18 protein-coding genes are annotated in these 18,611 nt (G+C 62.1%); 13 read left to right on the top strand and 5 right to left on the bottom strand.

All coding sequences use genetic code 11. From position 1 onward, the window contains the following. Window positions 1-216 precede the first annotated feature (216 nt). Both NKH23_RS05510 and NKH23_RS05505 read right to left on the bottom strand, forming a co-directional pair. Window positions 217-489, bottom strand: coding sequence for a hypothetical protein (locus NKH23_RS05510; RefSeq protein WP_292657364.1), 273 nt, complete (start codon window positions 487-489; stop codon window positions 217-219). A 457-nt stretch (window positions 490-946) separates the two neighbouring features. Continuing rightward, complete coding sequence (locus tag NKH23_RS05505) at window positions 947-1,546, bottom strand: YdeI/OmpD-associated family protein (protein ID WP_353034321.1); 600 nt, start codon at window positions 1,544-1,546, stop codon at window positions 947-949. 522 nt (window positions 1,547-2,068) lie between these two features. On the opposite strand from NKH23_RS05505, the gene NKH23_RS05500 reads away from it, so the two are divergent. The 13 genes from NKH23_RS05500 to NKH23_RS05440 all read left to right on the top strand — a co-directional run bounded on the left by NKH23_RS05500 (window position 2,069) and on the right by NKH23_RS05440 (window position 14,935). After that, entirely contained in the window at window positions 2,069-2,503 is a 435-nt protein-coding gene (locus NKH23_RS05500) for a DUF3597 domain-containing protein (protein WP_352910673.1), read from the top strand. 408 nt (window positions 2,504-2,911) lie between these two features. Next, a complete protein-coding gene (locus NKH23_RS05495) occupies window positions 2,912-3,142 on the top strand; it encodes a hypothetical protein (protein WP_023675303.1) in 231 nt (76 codons plus the stop codon). Window positions 3,143-3,374: 232 nt separating this feature from the next. Next, a complete protein-coding gene (locus NKH23_RS05490) occupies window positions 3,375-3,563 on the top strand; it encodes a DUF3606 domain-containing protein (RefSeq protein ID WP_292657372.1) in 189 nt (62 codons plus the stop codon). Further along, the gene (locus tag NKH23_RS05485; RefSeq protein ID WP_352910670.1) at window positions 3,563-3,745 is read left to right on the top strand and encodes a hypothetical protein; all 183 of its coding nucleotides are present in this window, start codon (window positions 3,563-3,565) and stop codon (window positions 3,743-3,745) included. The genes NKH23_RS05490 and NKH23_RS05485 overlap by 1 nt, the downstream gene beginning before the upstream one ends. Before the next feature lie 114 nt (window positions 3,746-3,859). Then, on the top strand, window positions 3,860-5,341 hold the full coding sequence (locus NKH23_RS05480) for a hypothetical protein (protein ID WP_352978216.1): 1,482 nt from the start codon (window positions 3,860-3,862) through the stop codon (window positions 5,339-5,341). Between the two features lie 45 nt (window positions 5,342-5,386). After that, window positions 5,387-5,767 (top strand): K(+)-transporting ATPase subunit F, encoded by a 381-nt coding sequence (kdpF, locus tag NKH23_RS05475; protein ID WP_352910664.1) that lies wholly within the window; start codon window positions 5,387-5,389, stop codon window positions 5,765-5,767. Window positions 5,768-5,792: 25 nt separating this feature from the next. Beyond that, on the top strand, window positions 5,793-7,496 hold the full coding sequence (kdpA, locus tag NKH23_RS05470) for a potassium-transporting ATPase subunit KdpA (protein WP_353034317.1): 1,704 nt from the start codon (window positions 5,793-5,795) through the stop codon (window positions 7,494-7,496). 213 nt (window positions 7,497-7,709) lie between these two features. After that, window positions 7,710-9,803 carry a potassium-transporting ATPase subunit KdpB gene (kdpB, locus tag NKH23_RS05465; protein WP_352713755.1) on the top strand — a complete coding sequence of 698 codons (2,094 nt, stop codon included), beginning with the start codon at window positions 7,710-7,712 and terminating at the stop codon, window positions 9,801-9,803. A gap of 12 nt (window positions 9,804-9,815) precedes the next feature. Further along, entirely contained in the window at window positions 9,816-10,385 is a 570-nt protein-coding gene (gene kdpC, locus NKH23_RS05460; RefSeq protein ID WP_352910659.1) for a potassium-transporting ATPase subunit KdpC, read from the top strand. A 52-nt stretch (window positions 10,386-10,437) separates the two neighbouring features. Continuing rightward, window positions 10,438-13,179, top strand: a complete 2,742-nt coding sequence (locus NKH23_RS05455) for a DUF4118 domain-containing protein (RefSeq protein ID WP_352978212.1) — start codon at window positions 10,438-10,440, stop codon at window positions 13,177-13,179. Then, window positions 13,176-13,868, top strand: a complete 693-nt coding sequence (locus NKH23_RS05450; protein WP_352713763.1) for a response regulator transcription factor — start codon at window positions 13,176-13,178, stop codon at window positions 13,866-13,868. Before NKH23_RS05455 ends, NKH23_RS05450 begins: the two co-directional genes overlap by 4 nt. A 121-nt stretch (window positions 13,869-13,989) precedes the next feature. Next, window positions 13,990-14,295 (top strand): hypothetical protein, encoded by a 306-nt coding sequence (locus NKH23_RS05445; RefSeq protein WP_352713765.1) that lies wholly within the window; start codon window positions 13,990-13,992, stop codon window positions 14,293-14,295. A gap of 130 nt (window positions 14,296-14,425) precedes the next feature. Further along, window positions 14,426-14,935: an NUDIX hydrolase gene (locus NKH23_RS05440; RefSeq protein ID WP_352713768.1), complete on the top strand. Its 510-nt coding sequence runs from the start codon at window positions 14,426-14,428 to the stop codon at window positions 14,933-14,935. A 79-nt stretch (window positions 14,936-15,014) separates the two neighbouring features. Here the strand turns inward: NKH23_RS05440 and NKH23_RS05435 are convergent, their stop codons facing one another. The 3 genes from NKH23_RS05435 to NKH23_RS05425 are packed head-to-tail and all read right to left on the bottom strand — an operon-like array spanning window position 15,015 to window position 18,608. After that, a complete protein-coding gene (locus NKH23_RS05435) occupies window positions 15,015-15,866 on the bottom strand; it encodes a citryl-CoA lyase (protein WP_352713771.1) in 852 nt (283 codons plus the stop codon). Between the two features lie 18 nt (window positions 15,867-15,884). After that, window positions 15,885-17,069: a CaiB/BaiF CoA transferase family protein gene (locus tag NKH23_RS05430; protein ID WP_352910650.1), complete on the bottom strand. Its 1,185-nt coding sequence runs from the start codon at window positions 17,067-17,069 to the stop codon at window positions 15,885-15,887. Window positions 17,070-17,084: 15 nt separating this feature from the next. After that, complete coding sequence (locus NKH23_RS05425; RefSeq protein WP_352713776.1) at window positions 17,085-18,608, bottom strand: tripartite tricarboxylate transporter permease; 1,524 nt, start codon at window positions 18,606-18,608, stop codon at window positions 17,085-17,087. Window positions 18,609-18,611: the final 3 nt, after the last annotated feature.

Raw genomic sequence — 18,611 nt, 5'->3', positions numbered from 1 at the left:
TGCCAAGGGGACCGTCGGGCCTGCGGAGCCATTTGTCCCCGGCCTGACAGCCCGTTGGCGGCCGGCCGCCGGGCCTGGCCGGTTGCGAGTCCAGCCGGTAAAAAATATGCGCTCAGGCTAATTTAATTGCAACATCACCCGCCAGGCTTCCACGTCGTTCTCGCTAGCGAAGTGTCCTGCAAGATGGTGGTGTCATACGCGCCGAAGGTCTGCCCGTCAGTGTTGCAGCAAGGCCTCGCCAAACTTCTCCCACAGCTGTGCGCAATCTGTTGCTCTGAGGCTGGGGGTTCCGAGTGGCCCATACCTGATGACGGCGGCGTGAACATCATAGCCAACGATAGGTGCATTGGCGACAAAGTGGATAGCCTCGCCCAATCGGCGAGAGCCAATTGGCGCATCGGTTTTGTTGGTGATGTCGAAGACACCACAAATATCCACTTCCTGATTTCTGGCTGCCAACGCAGCTTCCATTACCTGTTCGTGCATCATCGAAATCTCTCCTAACGGTCTAAGTCTAAGAACTTGTGCCGGTCCGGCAGCTGACAACCGGCAAATCGAAGTGCCTTTTGCAGCATCTCGATTGGCTCTTGCTGCGAGCCACTCCGCCCGCTCCCGCGGCAAGCCGATAAGGCAACTGCCAGCGAAATCCGCAGGCACGTCCACGGTCGCATCAAACACGGCCCACGTGCCAGTCGGCTCCTGAACGGGCAAAAACCTCATAACAGCGCCTGCTAATATACTATGCCGACTGTGAGGACGGGACTTTTTTCCTGCATCAACTAAACGAATGAGAGCTGGTGTCGAAGTGCCGGGCGACGCTCGTCGAAAACAAATCGTCGGCGACATCGCCAGGATCGAAGGTGCGCCTGAGCAGCGATCCGGCAGCATTCGGGGCTCGCCGACAGGGACAAGCACAAGACGCAGCGCCGGCACGCCTCGTCAGATGTCACTTTCTGCCCTGCGGATAGATGGTCTCGCTGCGCTTCAGCATCTCCACGAACGCCGCGATCTTCTTCTTGCGTCCCGCTTCGGTTTTCATGTTGTGGATGCGGAAGGCGAGTGCGAAGCGGTTTTGCCCGCTGAGCTTTGCCAGCATCTCTTTCGCCCTGGGCTCGGCGTCTATTGCCGCCTGGAGATCGTCGGGGATCTTCATCTCCTTGCCGCTCTTGTAAGCGCGCGCCCAGCGGCCATCGGCCTTGGCTGCCTCGACCTGTTTCAGCCCGTGCTCGGTCATCCGGCCCTCCTCGATCAGCCGGGCGACATTGTCGACATTGATCTGGCTCCAGGTGCTCTTCCTGCCGCGCGGGGTGTAGCGCTGCAGGTAGCTTTTGCCGTCCAACGCCTTGCGCACCGCATCGATCCAGCCCCAGCACAACGCCACGTCGATGGCTTGCTTCGGCGTAATCGACGGCTGCCCCGAATCGAGCTTATGTATCTTGATCCAGACTTCGTCCTCGCTGACGTGATGCTCGCCAAGCCAGGCATGGAAGCTTTCGGCATCCCTGAACTCGCGCACCTTGGCGGGGTCGATCTTGACGGGCGCCATCAGCCGGTCCGCCGGTGACGCAGGCGCGTGACGATGCCAAGCCGCTTGCCTGCCGCGCGCATGCTCATCTCAGCTCCGACAACCGGGATCATGGTTCGCTCCCCTCAACGATGCGAATACGAAACCTAGACGATCTTTCTGCTTTCATCATCAAGAGCGTCTCCCTCCAGGTACCGCTCCAATGCCTCCATTGGCCACTGACACTGATCTTACTCGTACGGAACCGCTCGGCATCCGCAGATTTATTTGCAACTTCTAATTTAGCTGGATGCATGCTGAGAGCCTTCATTTAGGCCGCCATCCATTGCACTTGACGGTCTCTCGAGCTGTATCTAGCCCGAACTGCTGCCGTCTCGATCGATTTTCTAACGCAACCAAGCCTTTACCTTTCAGCCAGTTTGGAGTTGCCCCTGCGTTGCGTTCGTGGTCAGGTACAACCATGGCGTTCAATGCGGCATTCGGCAACGGTCGCCTCACCGACCGTCAAGGCAACACACCGTCAAGCCAACACAGGAGATAGCAATGGGCATTTTCGACAGTATCAAAGGTGCGATTTTCGGAAACGCGGTTGCGGCCGAAGCGCCGACGGCGCAACCGTCTCCCGCGCCTGCTTCGAACACGGCCACCCAGCCGACGGCGCCTACCCGACCCGGCCCGGCTGCAACCCCGGCTCCGGCCGCGCCGGCCGCGCCGTCCTCTGCCCCGGACATCGCTGCCATTCTCGACAAGGCGGTGGCCGCGAAGGGGCAAAAGCTCAACTGGAAGAATTCGATCGTCGACCTGATGAAGGCTCTGAATATCGACAGCAGCCTCGGCGCCCGCAAGGAGCTTGCCCACGAGCTGAACTACACCGGCGACATGAACGACACCGTAACGATGAATCTGTGGCTGCATGATGCACTGATGAAAAAGCTGGCCGAGAATGGCGGCAAGCTTCCGAGCGACCTGGCCGCCTAGAGTCATAAGACAAGCAATTCCGGGAAAACGTGTGAACGGTTTTCCGTCCGGAATTGCGTCAAACAAAAAAGACAGACCGGTTCGGCGTTTCCGTGAAACGACGAACCGTTCCAGTCCTGCCCGAACCGTGGTTCTTGCTGCGCTGGCTTCGGCCGCAACCGAGCAGACCACACTGCCAAGTATCAGACTGCCAAGTAAATAAAATTGAGACCGATCCCGGCCGCCGGGATCGGTCTTTGTCGAAGTCGCATGGCACAAAAGCACTGGCGCCTCGCGCCCGGATTGCCTCACGCAAAACCGACGATTTCGGTCGCCGACCACGTGCTGGTAGGACCACCATTTCGCTGGCGAAACCCGACGTTCGGCGTATCATTCTCCCGGGAGAGGGTTCATGGTGGGAGGAAGCCAATGAACGTGGTGCAGAGGGTGACTGTCGCCGACTTGACGGCCCAAGAGCTTGTTTCATCTGCGCTTTCACGGTTCGGTGCCGGCGACACCATATCGACGAGGGCGATGCTGGACATCGTTCGCAGGACGGCCCCGGCCTGCGGCAACAGTGACGACGATCTGGTCGAGCTTATCGTCATGACGGCCGTTGGTAGGACCATGGGCGTCGTGTTCGACCATCGCTCCCATTAGCAAACCGGAACGAATATCAGGCTGCGCCCAGGAGCAGTGGCGGGCGGTTGGCAGCGCCGCCAAAGAGGCCAGCCTGTTTGTGCGTGAAGGTCGGCCTGGCACCAAGCCCTTGCTTTGAGCAAAACCGCTGCTCATGCCGGGTCATGCCCGAACGCGGTAATTGGGCGACACGCTCGAAGGAACTCGCTGAAATCTTGCCCGTTATGCCCTCGTCGAGATGAGGAGAGCTGTCATGGCCGACGACAAAACCAAGACCGACAGTCGCGACCGCTCACGAGTGGCGGGCGGCGAAGACTACGAGGTACGTCACTTCGCCGAGGAAGCGGGCATTACCCCGGATCAGGCACGCACGCTGATCAAGCGCCACGGCACCGATCGCAAGGTGCTGAACGAAATCGCCGAGAGCATAAGAGCGTCGTAATGGCTGACAAGAAAACCGCAATGGCCGACCGCAAGACGCGCGATGCGGACGAAAAGGAGGCTCTGCGTCTGGCTGAAACCACCGACGTTTCGCCGAAGCAGGCGAAGGATCTGATGCGCAAGCACGGCAAGGACAGCCCGAAGGTCGAGAAGGAAGCCAAGAACTTCAAGGCCGAGGGCTGAACGCGCCGAGCCGGTTGGACGCGCGGCACAGGATTGTGGCCGCAATCCTGCAGCTTATCGGTTTTCTAACAAATTCGGCCTATCCCTACCGCTATCGCGGCTCAGGGATGCCACATGCGCGGGATATCTGGTGAGGCGAGGCCGTCGATAGACGACATACGGCATGTGAGGCTGGTGTTTTGCCTGTTGGCGGCCGTCGTGATGGCGGCGGCGCTCCTCGCCTTTGCCACCTCCCTCCTGCAGGATCCCGATAGCTGGTGGCACATCAAGGTCGGCATGGATATGCTGGCAAGCCGCACATTCCCCACCGTCGACATCTATTCCTACACTTTTGCCGGCCAGCCATGGATCGCCAAGGAATGGCTTAGCCAGGTTCTCCTTGCAATTGCCTTTGAAGCCGGCGGCTGGAACGGCGTGGTACTGCTGGCGACTGCAGTAATCGCGCTGACGGTCTTCTTGACGTCGTGGTATCTCAGCGCGTGGTTGAAGCCGACGCTGGCGATAGGACTGACGCTGGTGCTCGCGCTGTTGATCGGGCCGATCTATGTCGCCCGGCCGCACATCTTTACCTTGCCCATTATCGTCGTCTGGAGCGCCGGTCTTTTCGAAGCCGCACGCAACGAGAAAGCGCCGCCTTTATGGCTGCTGGCGCTGCTTTGCCTGTGGGCCAATCTCCACGCCACCTTCACCTTCGGTTTCGTCATCGCCGCCTTCGCCGGCCTCGACCTCGTCATGCGCACGCGCTTGTCGAACCCCCGGCTGCTGGCCAAGTGGATCGCTTTCGGGCTGCTTTGCCCGCTGATCAGCCTGCTCAATCCCTATGGCGTCAAGGCCATACTCGCCACATTCACCGTGGCCTATGGCAATGAGGCGGTGCCTTACATTGCGGAGTGGCAGCCGTTCGACGCCTCGCGGCATACCCTCCAGGAGGTGGCCCTGCTGGTGGCGTTTTTCGGGCTGCTCGTGTCGAGATTGCGCATTGGCTGGGCCAAGGCGCTGTTCCTTGTCTTCACGTTGCACGTCTATCTCACCCACATACGGTTCATGTACCTGTTCTTTCTTCTTGTCCCGGTCGTCCTTGCCGTCGAGGTCGCGCAACAATATCCAGCGCTTTCAGCCGCAAAATGGGCGGCTGAAAAGCGCGACGGACTTGAACATTTTTTCGCACGGCAATTTTCCAGGATTTGCGCTGGAATTGCCGTTTTGGTGGTTTTGGCGGCTGCGGCGTTCATGGCGTATCCGGTGGTGCCGAGCCAGAAGACCTCGGCGAGGGACGCGCTGGCATTCGCCCAAACCCATAAACTGTCGGGCAATCTGCTGAACTCCTACAATTTCGGCGGCACGCTGATTTTCCATGGCATCAGGACGTTTATCGACGGCCGCGCGGATCAGCTCTTCCTGAATGGCTTTACGGAAACGGATGAGCAGACTGGGCACAGCCGGGGCAAGCCGATCCTGAAAGCCCAACTCGAGAAATATACGGTAGGCTGGGCATTGTTGACCGCCGACGACAGCCGCATTCCGTTCTTCGAGGAACTGGGCTGGAAGCGGGCCTATGCGGACGACTACGCGGTGATCTACACCCGCGCGGACTGATCCCCGGCAGCTTCGCGCGCCGGTGCGCACCTCCCTCCTGAAGCTGTGGCCAGCGCCGAGGCGGCGAAATCCTTATGGGATTTTGATTTCTTTGCTCCGCGTCCCGTCTCGAACCTTTATGGCACTTTGATCCATATTCGCCGAAGCGATGTATCCGGCCGCCGATGTGATGCGGCGACAGGCTCGGATAGTTTTGTCCAAGTTGAAAAGAACAAACACCATTATAAGGAAAATGCACGATGGACATCGTTGTTGTCGGGATTGGAATCGCGTTCTTTGCTCTATGCTTTGGCTACATCAAAGCCTGCGACAAGCCGTAAGTTTAGGGATCGTAACATGCTTTTCGACTATATCCTCGGCGGCGCCGTGACCTTGTTTCTTCTCGCTTACCTGACATACGCCCTCGTTCGCCCGGAACGCTTCTGATCTCCGCTGGCAAGGAGCCAACCCCATGACAATCAACGGATGGCTGCAGATCCTCGTCTATTGCGGGATCGTAGTTTTGCTGGCCAAGCCGCTCGGCGGCTACATGCATCGCGTTTTCAGCGGCGAGCGCACATTCCTATCGTCAATTCTGGCCCCGCTCGAGCGCGGGCTCTACCGCATATCAGGGACCAGCGAGCGCGAGGAGCAGCACTGGACCTCCTATGCGGCGGCCCTGCTGTTCTTTAACCTGGCCGGCTTCCTGGTGCTCTATTTGCTGCAACGGCTGCAAGGCGGCCTGCCCTACAATCCGGCCGGCATGACCGCCGTCGAACCTGGGCTGGCCTTCAACACCGCCGCCAGCTTCATGACCAACACCAACTGGCAGAACTACGGCGGCGAAAGCACGATGTCCTATCTCGTGCAGATGGCCGGCTTGACCGTGCAGAATTTTCTGTCGGCGGCGACCGGCATCGCCATTGCGGTCGCACTGATCCGCGGCTTTGCCAGGGCCTCAGGCAAATCCATCGGCAATTTCTGGGTCGATATGACCCGCTGCACGCTCTATCTGCTTTTGCCGTTCTGCATCGCCCTGACGCTCGTCTATGTCTATCTCGGCATGCCACAGACGCTCGCTGCCTACGTCAACGCGACCACGCTCGAAGGCGCGCAACAGACCATCGCGGTCGGGCCGGTCGCATCGCAGATCGCCATCAAGATGCTCGGCACCAATGGCGGCGGTTTCTTCAACGCCAATGCAGCGCATCCCTTCGAAAATCCCGATGCAATCTCCAACCTGATCCAGATGGTGACGATCTTTGCCCTCGGCGCGGCGCTGACCAATGTCTTCGGCCGCATGGTCGGCAACCAGCGCCAGGGCTGGGCAATTCTGTCGGCTATGGGCGTGCTGTTCATCGCCGGCGTTGCCGTCTGCTACTGGGCCGAGGCCGCCGGCAATCCTCTGGTCCATGCCCTCGGCATCGACGGCGGCAACATGGAGGGCAAGGAGAGCCGCTTCGGCATCGCCCTGTCGGCACTGTTTGCCGTCATCACCACGGCCGCGTCCTGCGGCGCGGTCAATGCCATGCATGACAGCTTCACCGCACTCGGCGGCATGATCCCCATCATCAACATGCAGCTCGGCGAGGTCATTGTCGGCGGCGTCGGCGCCGGCTTCTACGGTATCCTGATGTTCATCGTCATTGCCGTTTTCGTCGCCGGGTTGATGGTCGGACGCACGCCCGAATATCTCGGCAAGAAGATCGAGGCCAAGGAGGTCAAGATGGCTATACTGGCCGTGCTCTGCCTGCCGCTGGCAATGCTGATCTTCACCGCTATCGCGGTGGTGCTGCCGACCGGCGTTGCTTCCATCGCCAACGCCGGTCCACACGGCTTCTCCGAGGTTCTCTATGCCTACACCTCGGCCGCGGCGAACAATGGCTCCGCCTTTGGCGGTCTCAGCGGCAACACGCCCTGGTACAACATAACGCTCGGCATCGGCATGCTGATGGGCCGCTTCCTGGTCATCATTCCGGCGTTGGCGATTGCTGGCTCGCTGGTTGCGAAGAAGACCGTCCCTGCCTCCGCCGGCACCTTCCCGACGGACGGTCCGCTGTTCGTCGGACTGCTGGCCGGTGTCATCCTGATCGTCGGTGGCCTGACCTTCTTCCCTGCCCTGGCGGTCGGACCGATCGTCGAGCACCTGGCGATGATTCACGGTCAGACATTCTGAAACGGCGATGCCCTGGTTCAAGATCATACCTCGAAAGGTCCGGCATCGCCCCGAGCCGGAGGGGGAGAAAACGCCCCCTCCTTTCCCGACGCTGTCCACATTCCTCGCTATTGCGGCAGCCTTGATCATGATCTGGCTGCTGGCTTACGGGCCGCCGCACCTTCGTTCGGCACACGATCGACCGGTCAACAACATCGACACTGGAGCCACCAAATGAGCCCGTCGAAATCCGTGAGCATCATGGATACCCGCATTCTGTGGCCCGCTATCGGCGGTTCCTTCAGAAAACTGAACCCGCGCACCTTGATGCGGAACCCGGTGATGTTCGTCGTCGCCGTCGTCTCGGCGCTCACCACCGTGCTGTTCGTCAAGGATCTCGTTACCGGCGGCGGCGATCTTGGCTTCACGCTGCAGATCATCATCTGGCTGTGGTTCACCGTGCTCTTCGCCAATTTCGCCGAAGCGGTGGCCGAAGGCCGCGGCAAGGCGCAGGCAGACTCGCTGCGCCGGGCGCGCACCGAGACGCAGGCCAAGCTGTTGAACGGTGGCGACCGCAGCAAGTTCAAACTGGTGCCCGGCACCAGCCTGAAGGTCGGCGACATCGTGCTGGTCGAAGCCGGCGACATCATCCCCTCGGACGGCGAGGTGGTCGAAGGCGTGGCTTCAGTCAATGAGGCGGCCATCACCGGCGAATCCGCACCGGTCATTCGCGAATCCGGAGGCGATCGTTCGGCGGTGACCGGCGGCACGCAGGTCTTGTCCGACTGGATCCGCGTGCGCATCACTGCGGCTGCCGGCCATACGTTCCTCGACCGCATGATCTCGTTGGTCGAGGGCGCCGAGCGCCAGAAGACACCCAACGAGATCGCGCTTAACATCCTGCTCGTCGGCATGACGCTGATCTTCGTGCTGGCGACGGCGACGATCCCGAGCTTCGCCTCGTATTCGGGCGGCTATATCTCGGTGACCGTGCTGGTCGCCCTGTTCGTTACCCTGATCCCGACCACAATTGGCGCCCTGCTGTCGGCCATCGGCATTGCCGGCATGGACCGCCTGGTGCGCTTCAACGTACTCGCCATGTCGGGCCGCGCCGTCGAGGCGGCCGGCGATGTCGACACGCTGCTGCTCGACAAGACCGGAACCATCACGCTGGGCAACCGTCAGGCGACGGCATTTCGTCCGGTCAAGGGCGTCACCGAACAGGAACTGGCCGACGCGGCCCAGCTTGCCTCGCTTGCCGACGAAACGCCGGAAGGCCGCTCGATCGTCGTCCTGGCGAAGGAAAAATACGCCATCCGCGCCCGCGACATGGCAAGCCTGCACGCGACGTTCGTGCCCTTCACCGCGCAAACCCGCATGAGCGGCGTCGATCTGGAAGGCTCCTCGGTCCGCAAGGGCGCAGTCGATGCGGTGCTTGCCCACGTCAACCTCTCGACCGTTGCCACAGGCAGTACGCGCCCCGGCAGCGACACCGTCCGCGACCTCCAGGGGATCGCCGCCGAGATCGCCAAATCGGGTGGCACCCCACTGGCGGTCGAGCGCGACGGGCGCCTGCTCGGCGTCGTCCATCTGAAGGACATCGTCAAGGGCGGCATCGCAGAACGCTTTGCCGAATTGCGCCGCATGGGCATCCGCACGGTGATGATCACCGGTGATAATCCGATGACCGCGGCGGCGATCGCGGCGGAAGCCGGCGTCGACGACTTCCTTGCCCAGGCGACGCCCGAGGACAAGTTGAAGCTGATCCGCGACGAGCAGGCCAAAGGCAAGCTGGTCGCGATGTGCGGCGATGGCACCAACGATGCGCCGGCCCTTGCGCAGGCCGATGTCGGCGTTGCCATGAACACCGGCACGGTCGCGGCGCGCGAGGCCGGCAACATGGTCGATCTTGACAGCGATCCGACCAAGCTGATCGAGATCGTCGAAATCGGCAAGGCGCTGCTGATGACGCGTGGTTCGCTGACCACCTTCTCCATCGCCAACGACGTGGCCAAGTATTTTGCCATCATCCCGGCAATATTCGCCGTCTTCTACATCGCCCCGGGCCAGACCGCCGGGCCGCTGCAAGCGCTCAACGTCATGCATCTGGCGACGCCGCAGAGCGCTATCCTCTCGGCCATCATCTTCAACGCGCTGATCATCATCGCGCTGATCCCGCTGTCGCTAAGGGGCGTCAAATACCGCGCGGTCGGCGCCGGTGCGCTGCTCAGCCGCAATCTCATTGTCTATGGTCTCGGCGGCGTCGTCGTCCCCTTCGTCGGCATCAAGGTGATCGACATGGCTATCACTGCTCTCGGTCTCGCATAAGGAACCACGTCGATGCTCAATCAAATCAGGCCCGCGATCGTCATGATCGTCTTCTTCACCGTTCTGACGGGTTTGGTCTATCCGATCGGCATGACCGGCATTGCCCAGGCGCTGTTTTCGCGCCAGGCCAATGGCAGCCTGATCGAGAAGGACGGCAAGCTCGTCGGTTCCGAGCTGATCGGCCAGGCTTTCGCCAGCGACCGCTATTTCCATGGCCGCCCGTCGGCTGCCGGCGACGGCTACAATGCCGCCGCCTCGGGCGGCTCGAATCTCGGCCCAACCAACCCGAAGCTCATCGACCGTATCAAGAGCGACGCCGAAAAGTTGAGAGCAGAAAACCCGAACCAGCCGGTGCCGATGGATCTGGTCACCACGTCCGGCAGCGGGCTCGATCCGCATATCAGCCCCGATGCGGCCTATTTTCAGGTTGCCAGGGTGGCCAAGGCCAGGGGCGTCAATGAATCCCGGATCAAATCGGTTGTCGACAGCCAAGTCGAGGATCGCGAGTTGGGTTTCATCGGCGAGCCGGTGGTCAATGTGCTGGCCCTCAACCTTGCGCTGGACGATGCGATGAAACAATGAAAGGCGGCGCCGGGATCGACACCGAAGCCGGCGCCGTTCATGATTGACCCTTATGCCAGACGACAGCCGCACCGCCGAAACCAGGCCGTCTCCCGACGCGCTGCTCGCGCATGCCGAGCGGGAGGAGCGCGGTCGCCTGAGGATATTTCTCGGCGCCGCCCCCGGTGTCGGCAAGACCTACGAGATGTTGATGTCGGGCCGCGCCAGGCTGGCCGACGGGGTCGACGTGGTGATCGGCATCGTCGAGACGCACGGCCGCAAGGAAACCCAGACGCTGGTCGAAGGCTACGAGGTCATTCCTCGCCTTGAGATCGATTATAAGGGGCGGATCCTCGAGGAGATGGATCTCGACGCCATCCTCGCCCGGCACCCGGCGCTGGTTCTGGTCGACGAACTCGCCCACACCAACGTCGCCGGCAGCCGTCACCCCAAGCGCTATCTCGACGTCCAGGAAATCTTGACGCACGGCATCGATGTCTACACGACACTGAACATCCAGCACGTCGAAAGCCTGAACGACGTCGTGGCGCAGATCACGCGCGTCAGGGTGCGCGAGACGGTTCCAGACTCGATCATCGACCAGGCCGACGACATCGAGATCATCGACCTCACCCCCGACGACCTGATCAAGCGGCTGGAGGAAGGCAAGGTCTACTTCTCCAACACCGCCCAGCGCGCCATCGAGAACTACTTCTCGCCGGGCAATCTGACGGCTCTCAGGGAGTTGGCGCTCCGCCGCACCGCCCAGCGTGTCGACGAGCAGTTGCTCAACCATATGCAGGCCCACGCGATCCCGGGACCGTGGGCGGCCGGAGAAAGGGTTCTCGTCTGCGTCGACGCACGTCCGGGCGGAGCGGCTCGCATCCGCTATGCACGCAGGCTGGCCGACCGGCTCCGCGCCCCCTGGACGGCGCTTCATGTGGACACCCCTCGCTCAGCCGCCATGCCCGAGGAGGACAAGGATCGGCTGGCGACGCAGCTGCGCCTTGCCGAGCAGCTCGGTGCCGAGGTGACGACCATTCCGGGTCAGAATGTCGCGCAAGACATCGTTCGCCACGCGACGGCGAACAACTTCACCCATATCGTGATCGGCAGGCCGACCCGATCGCGCTGGCGCGAATTGATCGAAGGCTCGCTCACCTATGATCTCATCCGCGACGCCGGCAACATCAGCGTCCATGTAATTTCGGGAACCGACCAGGGCACCGACGCACCCTCGAAAAATGTCAGCGCGGCAACCGAGCAGAAGCAGTTTCAGGTTAGGCCCTACCTGCTAGCCACAGCCTATGTCATGGGCTCCCTCGCCTTCAGCACTGTTCTCGACCAGTTTCTCGACGTTCGCAATCTGGCCATTGTCTTTCTGCTGGCGGTGCTCACATCGGCTGTAACGGGCGGGCTCTGGCCAGCGTTGTACGCCTGTGTCGTCAGCGCCCTTGCATTCAACTACTTTTTCCTAGAGCCGCGCTACACATTGACGATCAGGGATCCGGAGAGCATCGTTGCGCTTGCCGTGTTCCTTGTTGTCGCCGTTATCGCCAGCAATCTGACGGCGCGGGTGCAGCGTCAGGCGATTGCCGCCAGCTCACGGGCGCGCGCCACGGAAGACATCTATCAGTTTTCAAAGAAGCTCGCCGGCGCCGGTACCCTGGACGACGTGCTATGGGCCACTGCCTTCCAGATCGCCTTGATGCTGAAGCTGCGCGTGGTGCTGCTTTTGCCCGAGGACGGCACAATCGCGGTCAAAGCCGGCTACCCACCCGACGACACGCTGGCCGAGGCCGACATCGCAGCAGCCCGCTGGGCGTGGGAACATAACCGCGCCGCCGGGCGCGGCGCCGACACCCTGCCCGGAGCAAAACGCCTCTATCTGCCCCTGCGGACCGGACGCACGGCGGTGGGCGTTGTCGGCCTCGACAACGACAAGCAAGGTCCGCTGCTAACACCCGAGCAACAGCGTCTGCTCGATGCGCTCGCCGACCAGGCGGCGGTCGCCATCGAGCGTATCCAGCTCGTCGCCGATGTTGACCGGGCCAAGCTTGCGGCCGAGGCAGACCGTCTGCGCTCGGCCTTGCTCACCTCCATTTCCCACGATTTGAAGACGCCGCTTGCCGCCATCATGGGCGCGGCCGGAACACTCAGGGAATTCGAGGCCGCACTTCCCGAGGAGGACCGGGCGGAACTGCTGTCGACCGTGCTTGATGAATCGGAAAGGCTGAACCGCTTCATCGCCAACCTGCTCGACATGACCAAGATAGAATCCGGCACGATGGAGCCGAATTATGCGTTCCACTATGTCGGCGACATTGTCGGCTCAGCCCTGCATCGGGCCCGCAAAATCGTCGGCGAGCACAAGACCGAGATCGATATTCCATCGGATCTGCCGATGTTGCGGCTCGACCCCGTTCTGTTTGAACAGGCGCTGTTCAACCTCCTCGACAATGCTGCAAAATACGCGCCGCTAGGCTCGACGATCCGCCTGCAGGCCTGGACGGACAACGGCTTCGTCATCCTGCAGATCATGGATGAGGGACCAGGCATTCCGCCAGCCGATCTGGAGCGCGTTTTCGATACATTCTACCGTGTGCGCAAGGGTGACCAGGTGCGTGCCGGCACCGGGCTCGGATTGTCGATTTGCCGTGGCTTCATCGAAGCGATGGGCGGGACTCTCTCGGCGGCAAACAGAACCGACCGCTCTGGTGCGGTTTTCACCATCAGGATGCAGGTGGTGCCGGCAGAGCTGCCCAACCTCGGCGAACCCGATGCAGGCCATCAGAATATGGACGATCTGGCATGACGAGCCTGGACGTCAGGATATTGGTGGTCGACGACGAACCGCCGATCCGAAAACTGCTTCGCGTCGGGCTCGGCAGCCAGGGCTATGCGATCAGCGAGGCGCCGAACGCCAACGTGGCGATCGAACTCATGGAGGCGGAAAAACCGGACCTGATCCTGCTCGATCTCGGCCTGCCCGGCATGAGCGGTCATGATTTGCTGCGCAAATGGCGCGACGACGGCCTCGATATTCCCGTGGTCATCCTATCCAGCCGCACCGACGAGGCCGGCATCGTCTCGGCCCTCGAACTCGGCGCCGACGATTATATCACCAAGCCGTTCGGTATGAACGAGCTTGTCGCACGCATCCGCGTAGCGCTTCGCCACAAGTTCCAGAAGCAGGGTGAGAGACCGGTGTTCGAAACCGGCGACCTCTCCGTCGATCTGGTGAAGCGCATCGTCAAGGTCGAGGACAGGGAGATAAAGCTCTCGCCGAAGGAATACGACATTCTTCGCACCTTGGTGCAGCACGCCGGCAAGGTTCTCACCCACCAGTTCCTGCTGAAGCAGGTCTGGGGCGATTCCACCGACGTTCAATATCTCAGAGTCTACGTCCGGCAGATCAGGCAAAAGATCGAAAAAACGCCCGACCAGCCCCGCTATATCACCACCGAGACCGGCGTCGGATACCGGCTGCGCGAAGTCGATTGACGCGACGGGCGTCCGAAGCCGAAATGCCTCTTCCAATCCGCTTCAAATCAGCGGCGGCCATGGCGTCGTTCGACAAAAGCCCTATATTAAGGGAAGAACGGTTTTGTGCGGGAATGAACGGATGCCACGGCTTCTCCTACTGCAGTTTTTTGGGTCGGCAATGCTGACTGCGGCGATGCTGTGGGGCGTAAATCCTGCTGCATCGGCACAGGTCGTCAGCCCCGCCGATCGCAACGTGTTGATCCAGCAAGACCAGTTGCAGATGTTGGAGAACAGGCTGCGGCGGCAGCAATACCAGCAGCAGCAACAGCAGTACCGTGCCCAGGATCGCCAAATCCCAATACCGCAACGGCAGGAGGTGCCGCAGATGAGGCCAACTTGCCAGTTGCTGCCGTCGGGGAGCGGCTTTGTCAGCACCTGCCGCTGACGACCGGCCCCTTTCATTTATTTAGCCGACTTATATACTGGGGAAACCGCTCCGCTTGCGCCCCATTGAGGGCGGCCGACTTTGCAACGCTGCCCTTGCCGTCTGGGCACCGCTTCGACTGGATTATCGAATGGCAGCCAGCAAGAAGAAGGTCGTACGCAAGGCAAGGAAGGGCGACGGGGTTCGCCAGGTCGCGGCGATTCCCTTTCGGCTGAACGAGCATGGCGATGTCGAGGTGATGCTGGTCACATCGCGAACGACGAGGCGCTTCATCGTACCGAAGGGCTGGCCGATGAAGGGCAAGAGCGGCCGCAAGGCAGCCACCATCGAAGCACAGGAAGAAGCCGGTGTTCTCGGCAAGACACTGAAACAGCCGGCCGGTACCTATCACTACTGGAAGCGGCTGGCGAACCGGTTCGTTCGCGTCGACGTCGTCGTCTATTTGCTGGAAGTAACCGAGGAACTTGCCAATTGGCAAGAAGCCGAGAGACGGCAGCGGGCATGGCTGACGCCGACCGACGCGGCGTTGCTGATCGACGAGCCGGATCTTTCGACGCTAGTGAGGAACATCAGGATTGCCGAACTGGAGCACAATCCCAAAAAGCAGAATCCGGCGTTCGGAAAAGATCACACTCGATAAAAGATGGGGGCCTGCCCCGACTGTGTGTGTCGGGATGGAATTGGTTCCAGCGCCCGCCGCCGTCTCTTGAACCGATGCCTCACTGACTGCCATCGTCTTCCTCGGGCAGAGGCCGCGCCGGCGTGCCGGTATAGGCCCACAGCCATTCGCGCGGCAGTGGCCCTTTGTTGCGGTCGCTTTCCTGCGACTGTTCCCACGCATGTGCGAGGATGCCGACCGAGCGCGACAGCACGAAAAGGCCGCGCGTCAGCGGCGGCGGGAAGCCGAGCTCGCCGTAGATGATGGCCGTCGCACCGTCTATATTGAGCGGGATTTTTTTGCCCTTGCGCCGCGCAACTTCCGCCTCGACCATCTCGGCGATGTCGGCGAAGCGCCCGCTGACGACGCCGCGCGCGGCAAAGTCGCGGGTCAGTTCGATGAGGCGCGGCGCCCGCGGGTCGACCGGGTGGAAGCGGTGGCCCAGCCCCGGCACATAGCCGTCTTCCCCAGCAAGGACACGATCAACCCGCGCCGACACCGCGTCCGCGAGCGGCACGCCGGCGTCCAGTTCGGCGGCGATGTCTCCGTAGAAGGAGAGCGCCTGTTCGCCGGCGCCTCCATGCACGTCGCCAAGCACGTTGACGGCCGACGCCATGGCGCTGTTGATGCCGACACCGCACGTGATCGCCATGCGGGCGATGGCGATGGACGGCGCCTGCGGCCCGTGGTCGACGGCGGCACCCAGAGCGATGCCAAGCAGCGCCGCCTGCTCCTCGCTTGGCAGTTCGCCGCGCAGCATCAGCCAGATCATTGCCGGAAAGCTGACGCGGCCGATCAGATTCTGGATTTCATAGCCGCGCAGCCGGATGACGCCGGGCCGCATCTCGATGATGCCGGTCTGCCACCATTCCTCGCCGCGCGCGCGGCCAGTCTTGTTTTCCGTGTCGCTCATGTCTTCTTTCCGTGCCGCTCATGCCTTCGCTCTTTTCTTGGCGCGTGGCGGCAGGTTGGCAAAAACCTCGTCCATATGCTCGCCCAGCCCCGGCGGCGGCCTGCTCGGCAAAGGTGCCTCGCCATCGACCATGAAGCCGCCGCGCACCACGGTCAGCGGCCTGTCCATGCCGGACACAGCCGGGAAGCGCGCCGTCATGCCGCGCTCGATCACCTGTCGCTCTTGCAGGACCTGCGGGATTGTCAGTACCCGGCCTGCCGGCACGCCGGCGCGATTGAACGTCTCCTCCCAGGCGGCGGCCGAGCCGCTCGCCAAGGCATCCTCGATCAGCGCTTTCAATGCAATGCGGTTCTGCTTGCGCGTTTCGCGCTCGGCAAAGCGGACATCCGACGCCAGCTCCGGTCGACCGATCAACCGGCACAGTGTGACGAACTGCTCTTGCTTGTTGGCGGCGATGTTGAGCAAGCCGTCGCCGGTGCGAAACGCGCCAGACGGTGCGGCCGTCATGTTTTCATTGCCCATCGGCTGCGGCTCGACGTCCGCCGTCAGATAGTTCGACACCGGCCAGCCGAGCGCAGAAAGCGTGCATTCGAGCATCGAGACGTCGAGGAACGCGCCCTCGCCTGTCGTCTTCTGCTTGACCAATGCGGCGGTAATGGCGAATGCCCCGACCAGCCCGCCAAGCGTATCGGCGACGGGATAGCCGACACGCAGCGGCGCCGTTTCCGGTGTACCGGTGATGCTCATAATGCCGGAAAGACCCTGGATGATCTGGTCGTAGGCTGGATTGTCGCGCATCGGCCCGGTCTGGCCGAAGCCCGATATCGCACAATAGACAAGGCTTGGCCGGACCTCTTTCAGCCTGGCATGGCCAAGCCCCAGCCGGTCCATTACGCCGGGGCGGAAATTCTCGACCAGCGCGTCGGCCGAAGCGACCAGATCGAGAAAGCGTTCGCGGTCGGCCTCCTGCTTGAGATCGAGCGCCACCGAGCGTTTGCCGGCATTCTGCGCCAGGAACGAAGCGCCCATGCCCGCCCGGTTGAGCTCCGGAGAGGCGCCGAGCTGGCGCGCCAGATCACCGCCTTGCGGCGTCTCGACCTTGATGACGTCGGCCCCGAGCAACGCCAGCTGGTAGGCGCAATAGGGGCCGGCCAGCACATTGGTCAGGTCAAGGATGCGGATGCCGGAAAGCAGGTCTGTCATGACGTCACGAACAGCTCAGGCATCGCCCGGCACGTGCTCCGGTCCGCGCATGCGCCTGTGCTCGATGTAGGCCCAGATATGCGGTCCGACCAACCCGATGAAGGCCAGCGTCAGCAGCGTCAGCGACAGCGGATGCTTGTAGAACACCGTCCAATCGCCGTTCGAGATGGTCATCGCGCGGCGGAACTGCGTTTCGGCAAGCGGCCCGAGAATCATGCCGATGATGACCGGCGCGGTCGGGAAATCGAAACGCCGCATCAGGAAGCCGGCTGCACCGAGCAGATAGAGGATGACGAGGTCGATCGGCGATTGCGAGATGCCGTAGGTGCCGACCGTGGCGAACACCAGGATGCCGGCATAGAGGTGCGGCGCCGGGATCTTCAGCAATCGCACCCAAAGCCCGATCAGCGGCAGGTTGAGGACGACGAGGATGACGTTGGCGATGAACAGGCTGGCGATCAGCCCCCACACCAGGTCGGCCTGCGTCGTCAGCAGCAGCGGCCCCGGATTGATACCGTAGCTCTGGAATGCCGACAGCATGATCGCGGCCGTCGCCGAGGTCGGCAGGCCGAGCGTCAGCATCGGCACCAGCACGCCGGCCGCGGATGCATTATTGGCCGCTTCCGGCCCGGCAACGCCCTCGATGGCGCCGACCGTGCCGAACTCCTCCTTGTGTCTGGAGAGTTTCTTCTCGATGGCATAGGAGAGGAAGGTCGGGATTTCGGCGCCGCCGGCCGGCATGGCGCCGATCGGGAAGCCGATCAGGGAGCCGCGCAGCCATGGCCTCCAGGAGCGCGACCATTCAGCCGCGGTCATATAGAGCGACCCTTTCAACGGCACGATGTCGTCCTTGCCGGCATAGCGGCGCGAGGCCATGTAAAGCGTCTCGCCAACGGCGAACAGGCCAACCGCGACGACGATGACGTCGACGCCGTCCAACAATTCGCTCATGCCGAAGGTGAAGCGCGGCTGCCCCGTCTGCAGATCGACGCCTATCATGCCGACGACGAAGCCGACGAACAGGCTGGTCAGGCCGCGCACCGACGACGAGCCGAGCACCGCCGAAACCGTGATGAAGGCCAGCACCATCAGCGAGAAATATTCGGCCGGACCGAAAGCCAGCGCGAATTTGACGACGATCGGCGCCAGGAAGGCAACGCCGATAGTGCCCAGCGTGCCAGCGACGAAGGAGCCGATCGCCGAGGTTGCCAAGGCCGCACCGCCGCGGCCGGAGCGGGCCATCCGGTTGCCTTCCAGCGCGGTGACGATAGTGGCGCTTTCGCCAGGCGTGTTGAGCAGGATCGATGTCGTCGAGCCGCCATACATGGCGCCGTAATAGATGCCGGCAAACAGGATGAACGACGCCTCCGGCGCCACCTGATAGGTTATCGGCAACAGCAGCGCGATGGTCAGTGCCGGCCCGAGGCCGGGCAGCACGCCGATCGCAGTCCCCAGCGTGGTGCCGACCAGGCACCATATGAGATTGATCGGCGAGAAGGCGACCGAAAATCCGTGCGCGAGATGGCCGAGCGTTTCCATGGC

The organism is Mesorhizobium sp. M1328 (assembly GCF_040318075.1).
In the GTDB taxonomy this organism is placed as follows: domain Bacteria; phylum Pseudomonadota; class Alphaproteobacteria; order Rhizobiales; family Rhizobiaceae; genus Mesorhizobium.
Note: the sequence above shows the minus strand (reverse complement) of the source record. Positions and strands in the feature narration are given on the sequence as shown.

Coding starts and splice junctions, on each gene's coding strand:
- NKH23_RS05510 (WP_292657364.1), bottom strand. CDS start 489: ATGATGCACGAACAGGTAATGGAAGCTGCGTTGGCAGCCAGAAATCAG.
- NKH23_RS05505 (WP_353034321.1), bottom strand. CDS start 1,546: ATGGCGCCCGTCAAGATCGACCCCGCCAAGGTGCGCGAGTTCAGGGAT.
- NKH23_RS05500 (WP_352910673.1), top strand. CDS start 2,069: ATGGGCATTTTCGACAGTATCAAAGGTGCGATTTTCGGAAACGCGGTT.
- NKH23_RS05495 (WP_023675303.1), top strand. CDS start 2,912: ATGAACGTGGTGCAGAGGGTGACTGTCGCCGACTTGACGGCCCAAGAG.
- NKH23_RS05490 (WP_292657372.1), top strand. CDS start 3,375: ATGGCCGACGACAAAACCAAGACCGACAGTCGCGACCGCTCACGAGTG.
- NKH23_RS05485 (WP_352910670.1), top strand. CDS start 3,563: ATGGCTGACAAGAAAACCGCAATGGCCGACCGCAAGACGCGCGATGCG.
- NKH23_RS05480 (WP_352978216.1), top strand. CDS start 3,860: ATGCGCGGGATATCTGGTGAGGCGAGGCCGTCGATAGACGACATACGG.
- kdpA (WP_353034317.1), top strand. CDS start 5,793: ATGACAATCAACGGATGGCTGCAGATCCTCGTCTATTGCGGGATCGTA.
- kdpB (WP_352713755.1), top strand. CDS start 7,710: ATGAGCCCGTCGAAATCCGTGAGCATCATGGATACCCGCATTCTGTGG.
- kdpC (WP_352910659.1), top strand. CDS start 9,816: ATGCTCAATCAAATCAGGCCCGCGATCGTCATGATCGTCTTCTTCACC.
- NKH23_RS05455 (WP_352978212.1), top strand. CDS start 10,438: ATGCCAGACGACAGCCGCACCGCCGAAACCAGGCCGTCTCCCGACGCG.
- NKH23_RS05450 (WP_352713763.1), top strand. CDS start 13,176: ATGACGAGCCTGGACGTCAGGATATTGGTGGTCGACGACGAACCGCCG.
- NKH23_RS05445 (WP_352713765.1), top strand. CDS start 13,990: ATGCCACGGCTTCTCCTACTGCAGTTTTTTGGGTCGGCAATGCTGACT.
- NKH23_RS05440 (WP_352713768.1), top strand. CDS start 14,426: ATGGCAGCCAGCAAGAAGAAGGTCGTACGCAAGGCAAGGAAGGGCGAC.
- NKH23_RS05435 (WP_352713771.1), bottom strand. CDS start 15,866: ATGAGCGACACGGAAAACAAGACTGGCCGCGCGCGCGGCGAGGAATGG.
- NKH23_RS05430 (WP_352910650.1), bottom strand. CDS start 17,069: ATGACAGACCTGCTTTCCGGCATCCGCATCCTTGACCTGACCAATGTG.
- NKH23_RS05425 (WP_352713776.1), bottom strand. CDS start 18,608: ATGGAAACGCTCGGCCATCTCGCGCACGGATTTTCGGTCGCCTTCTCG.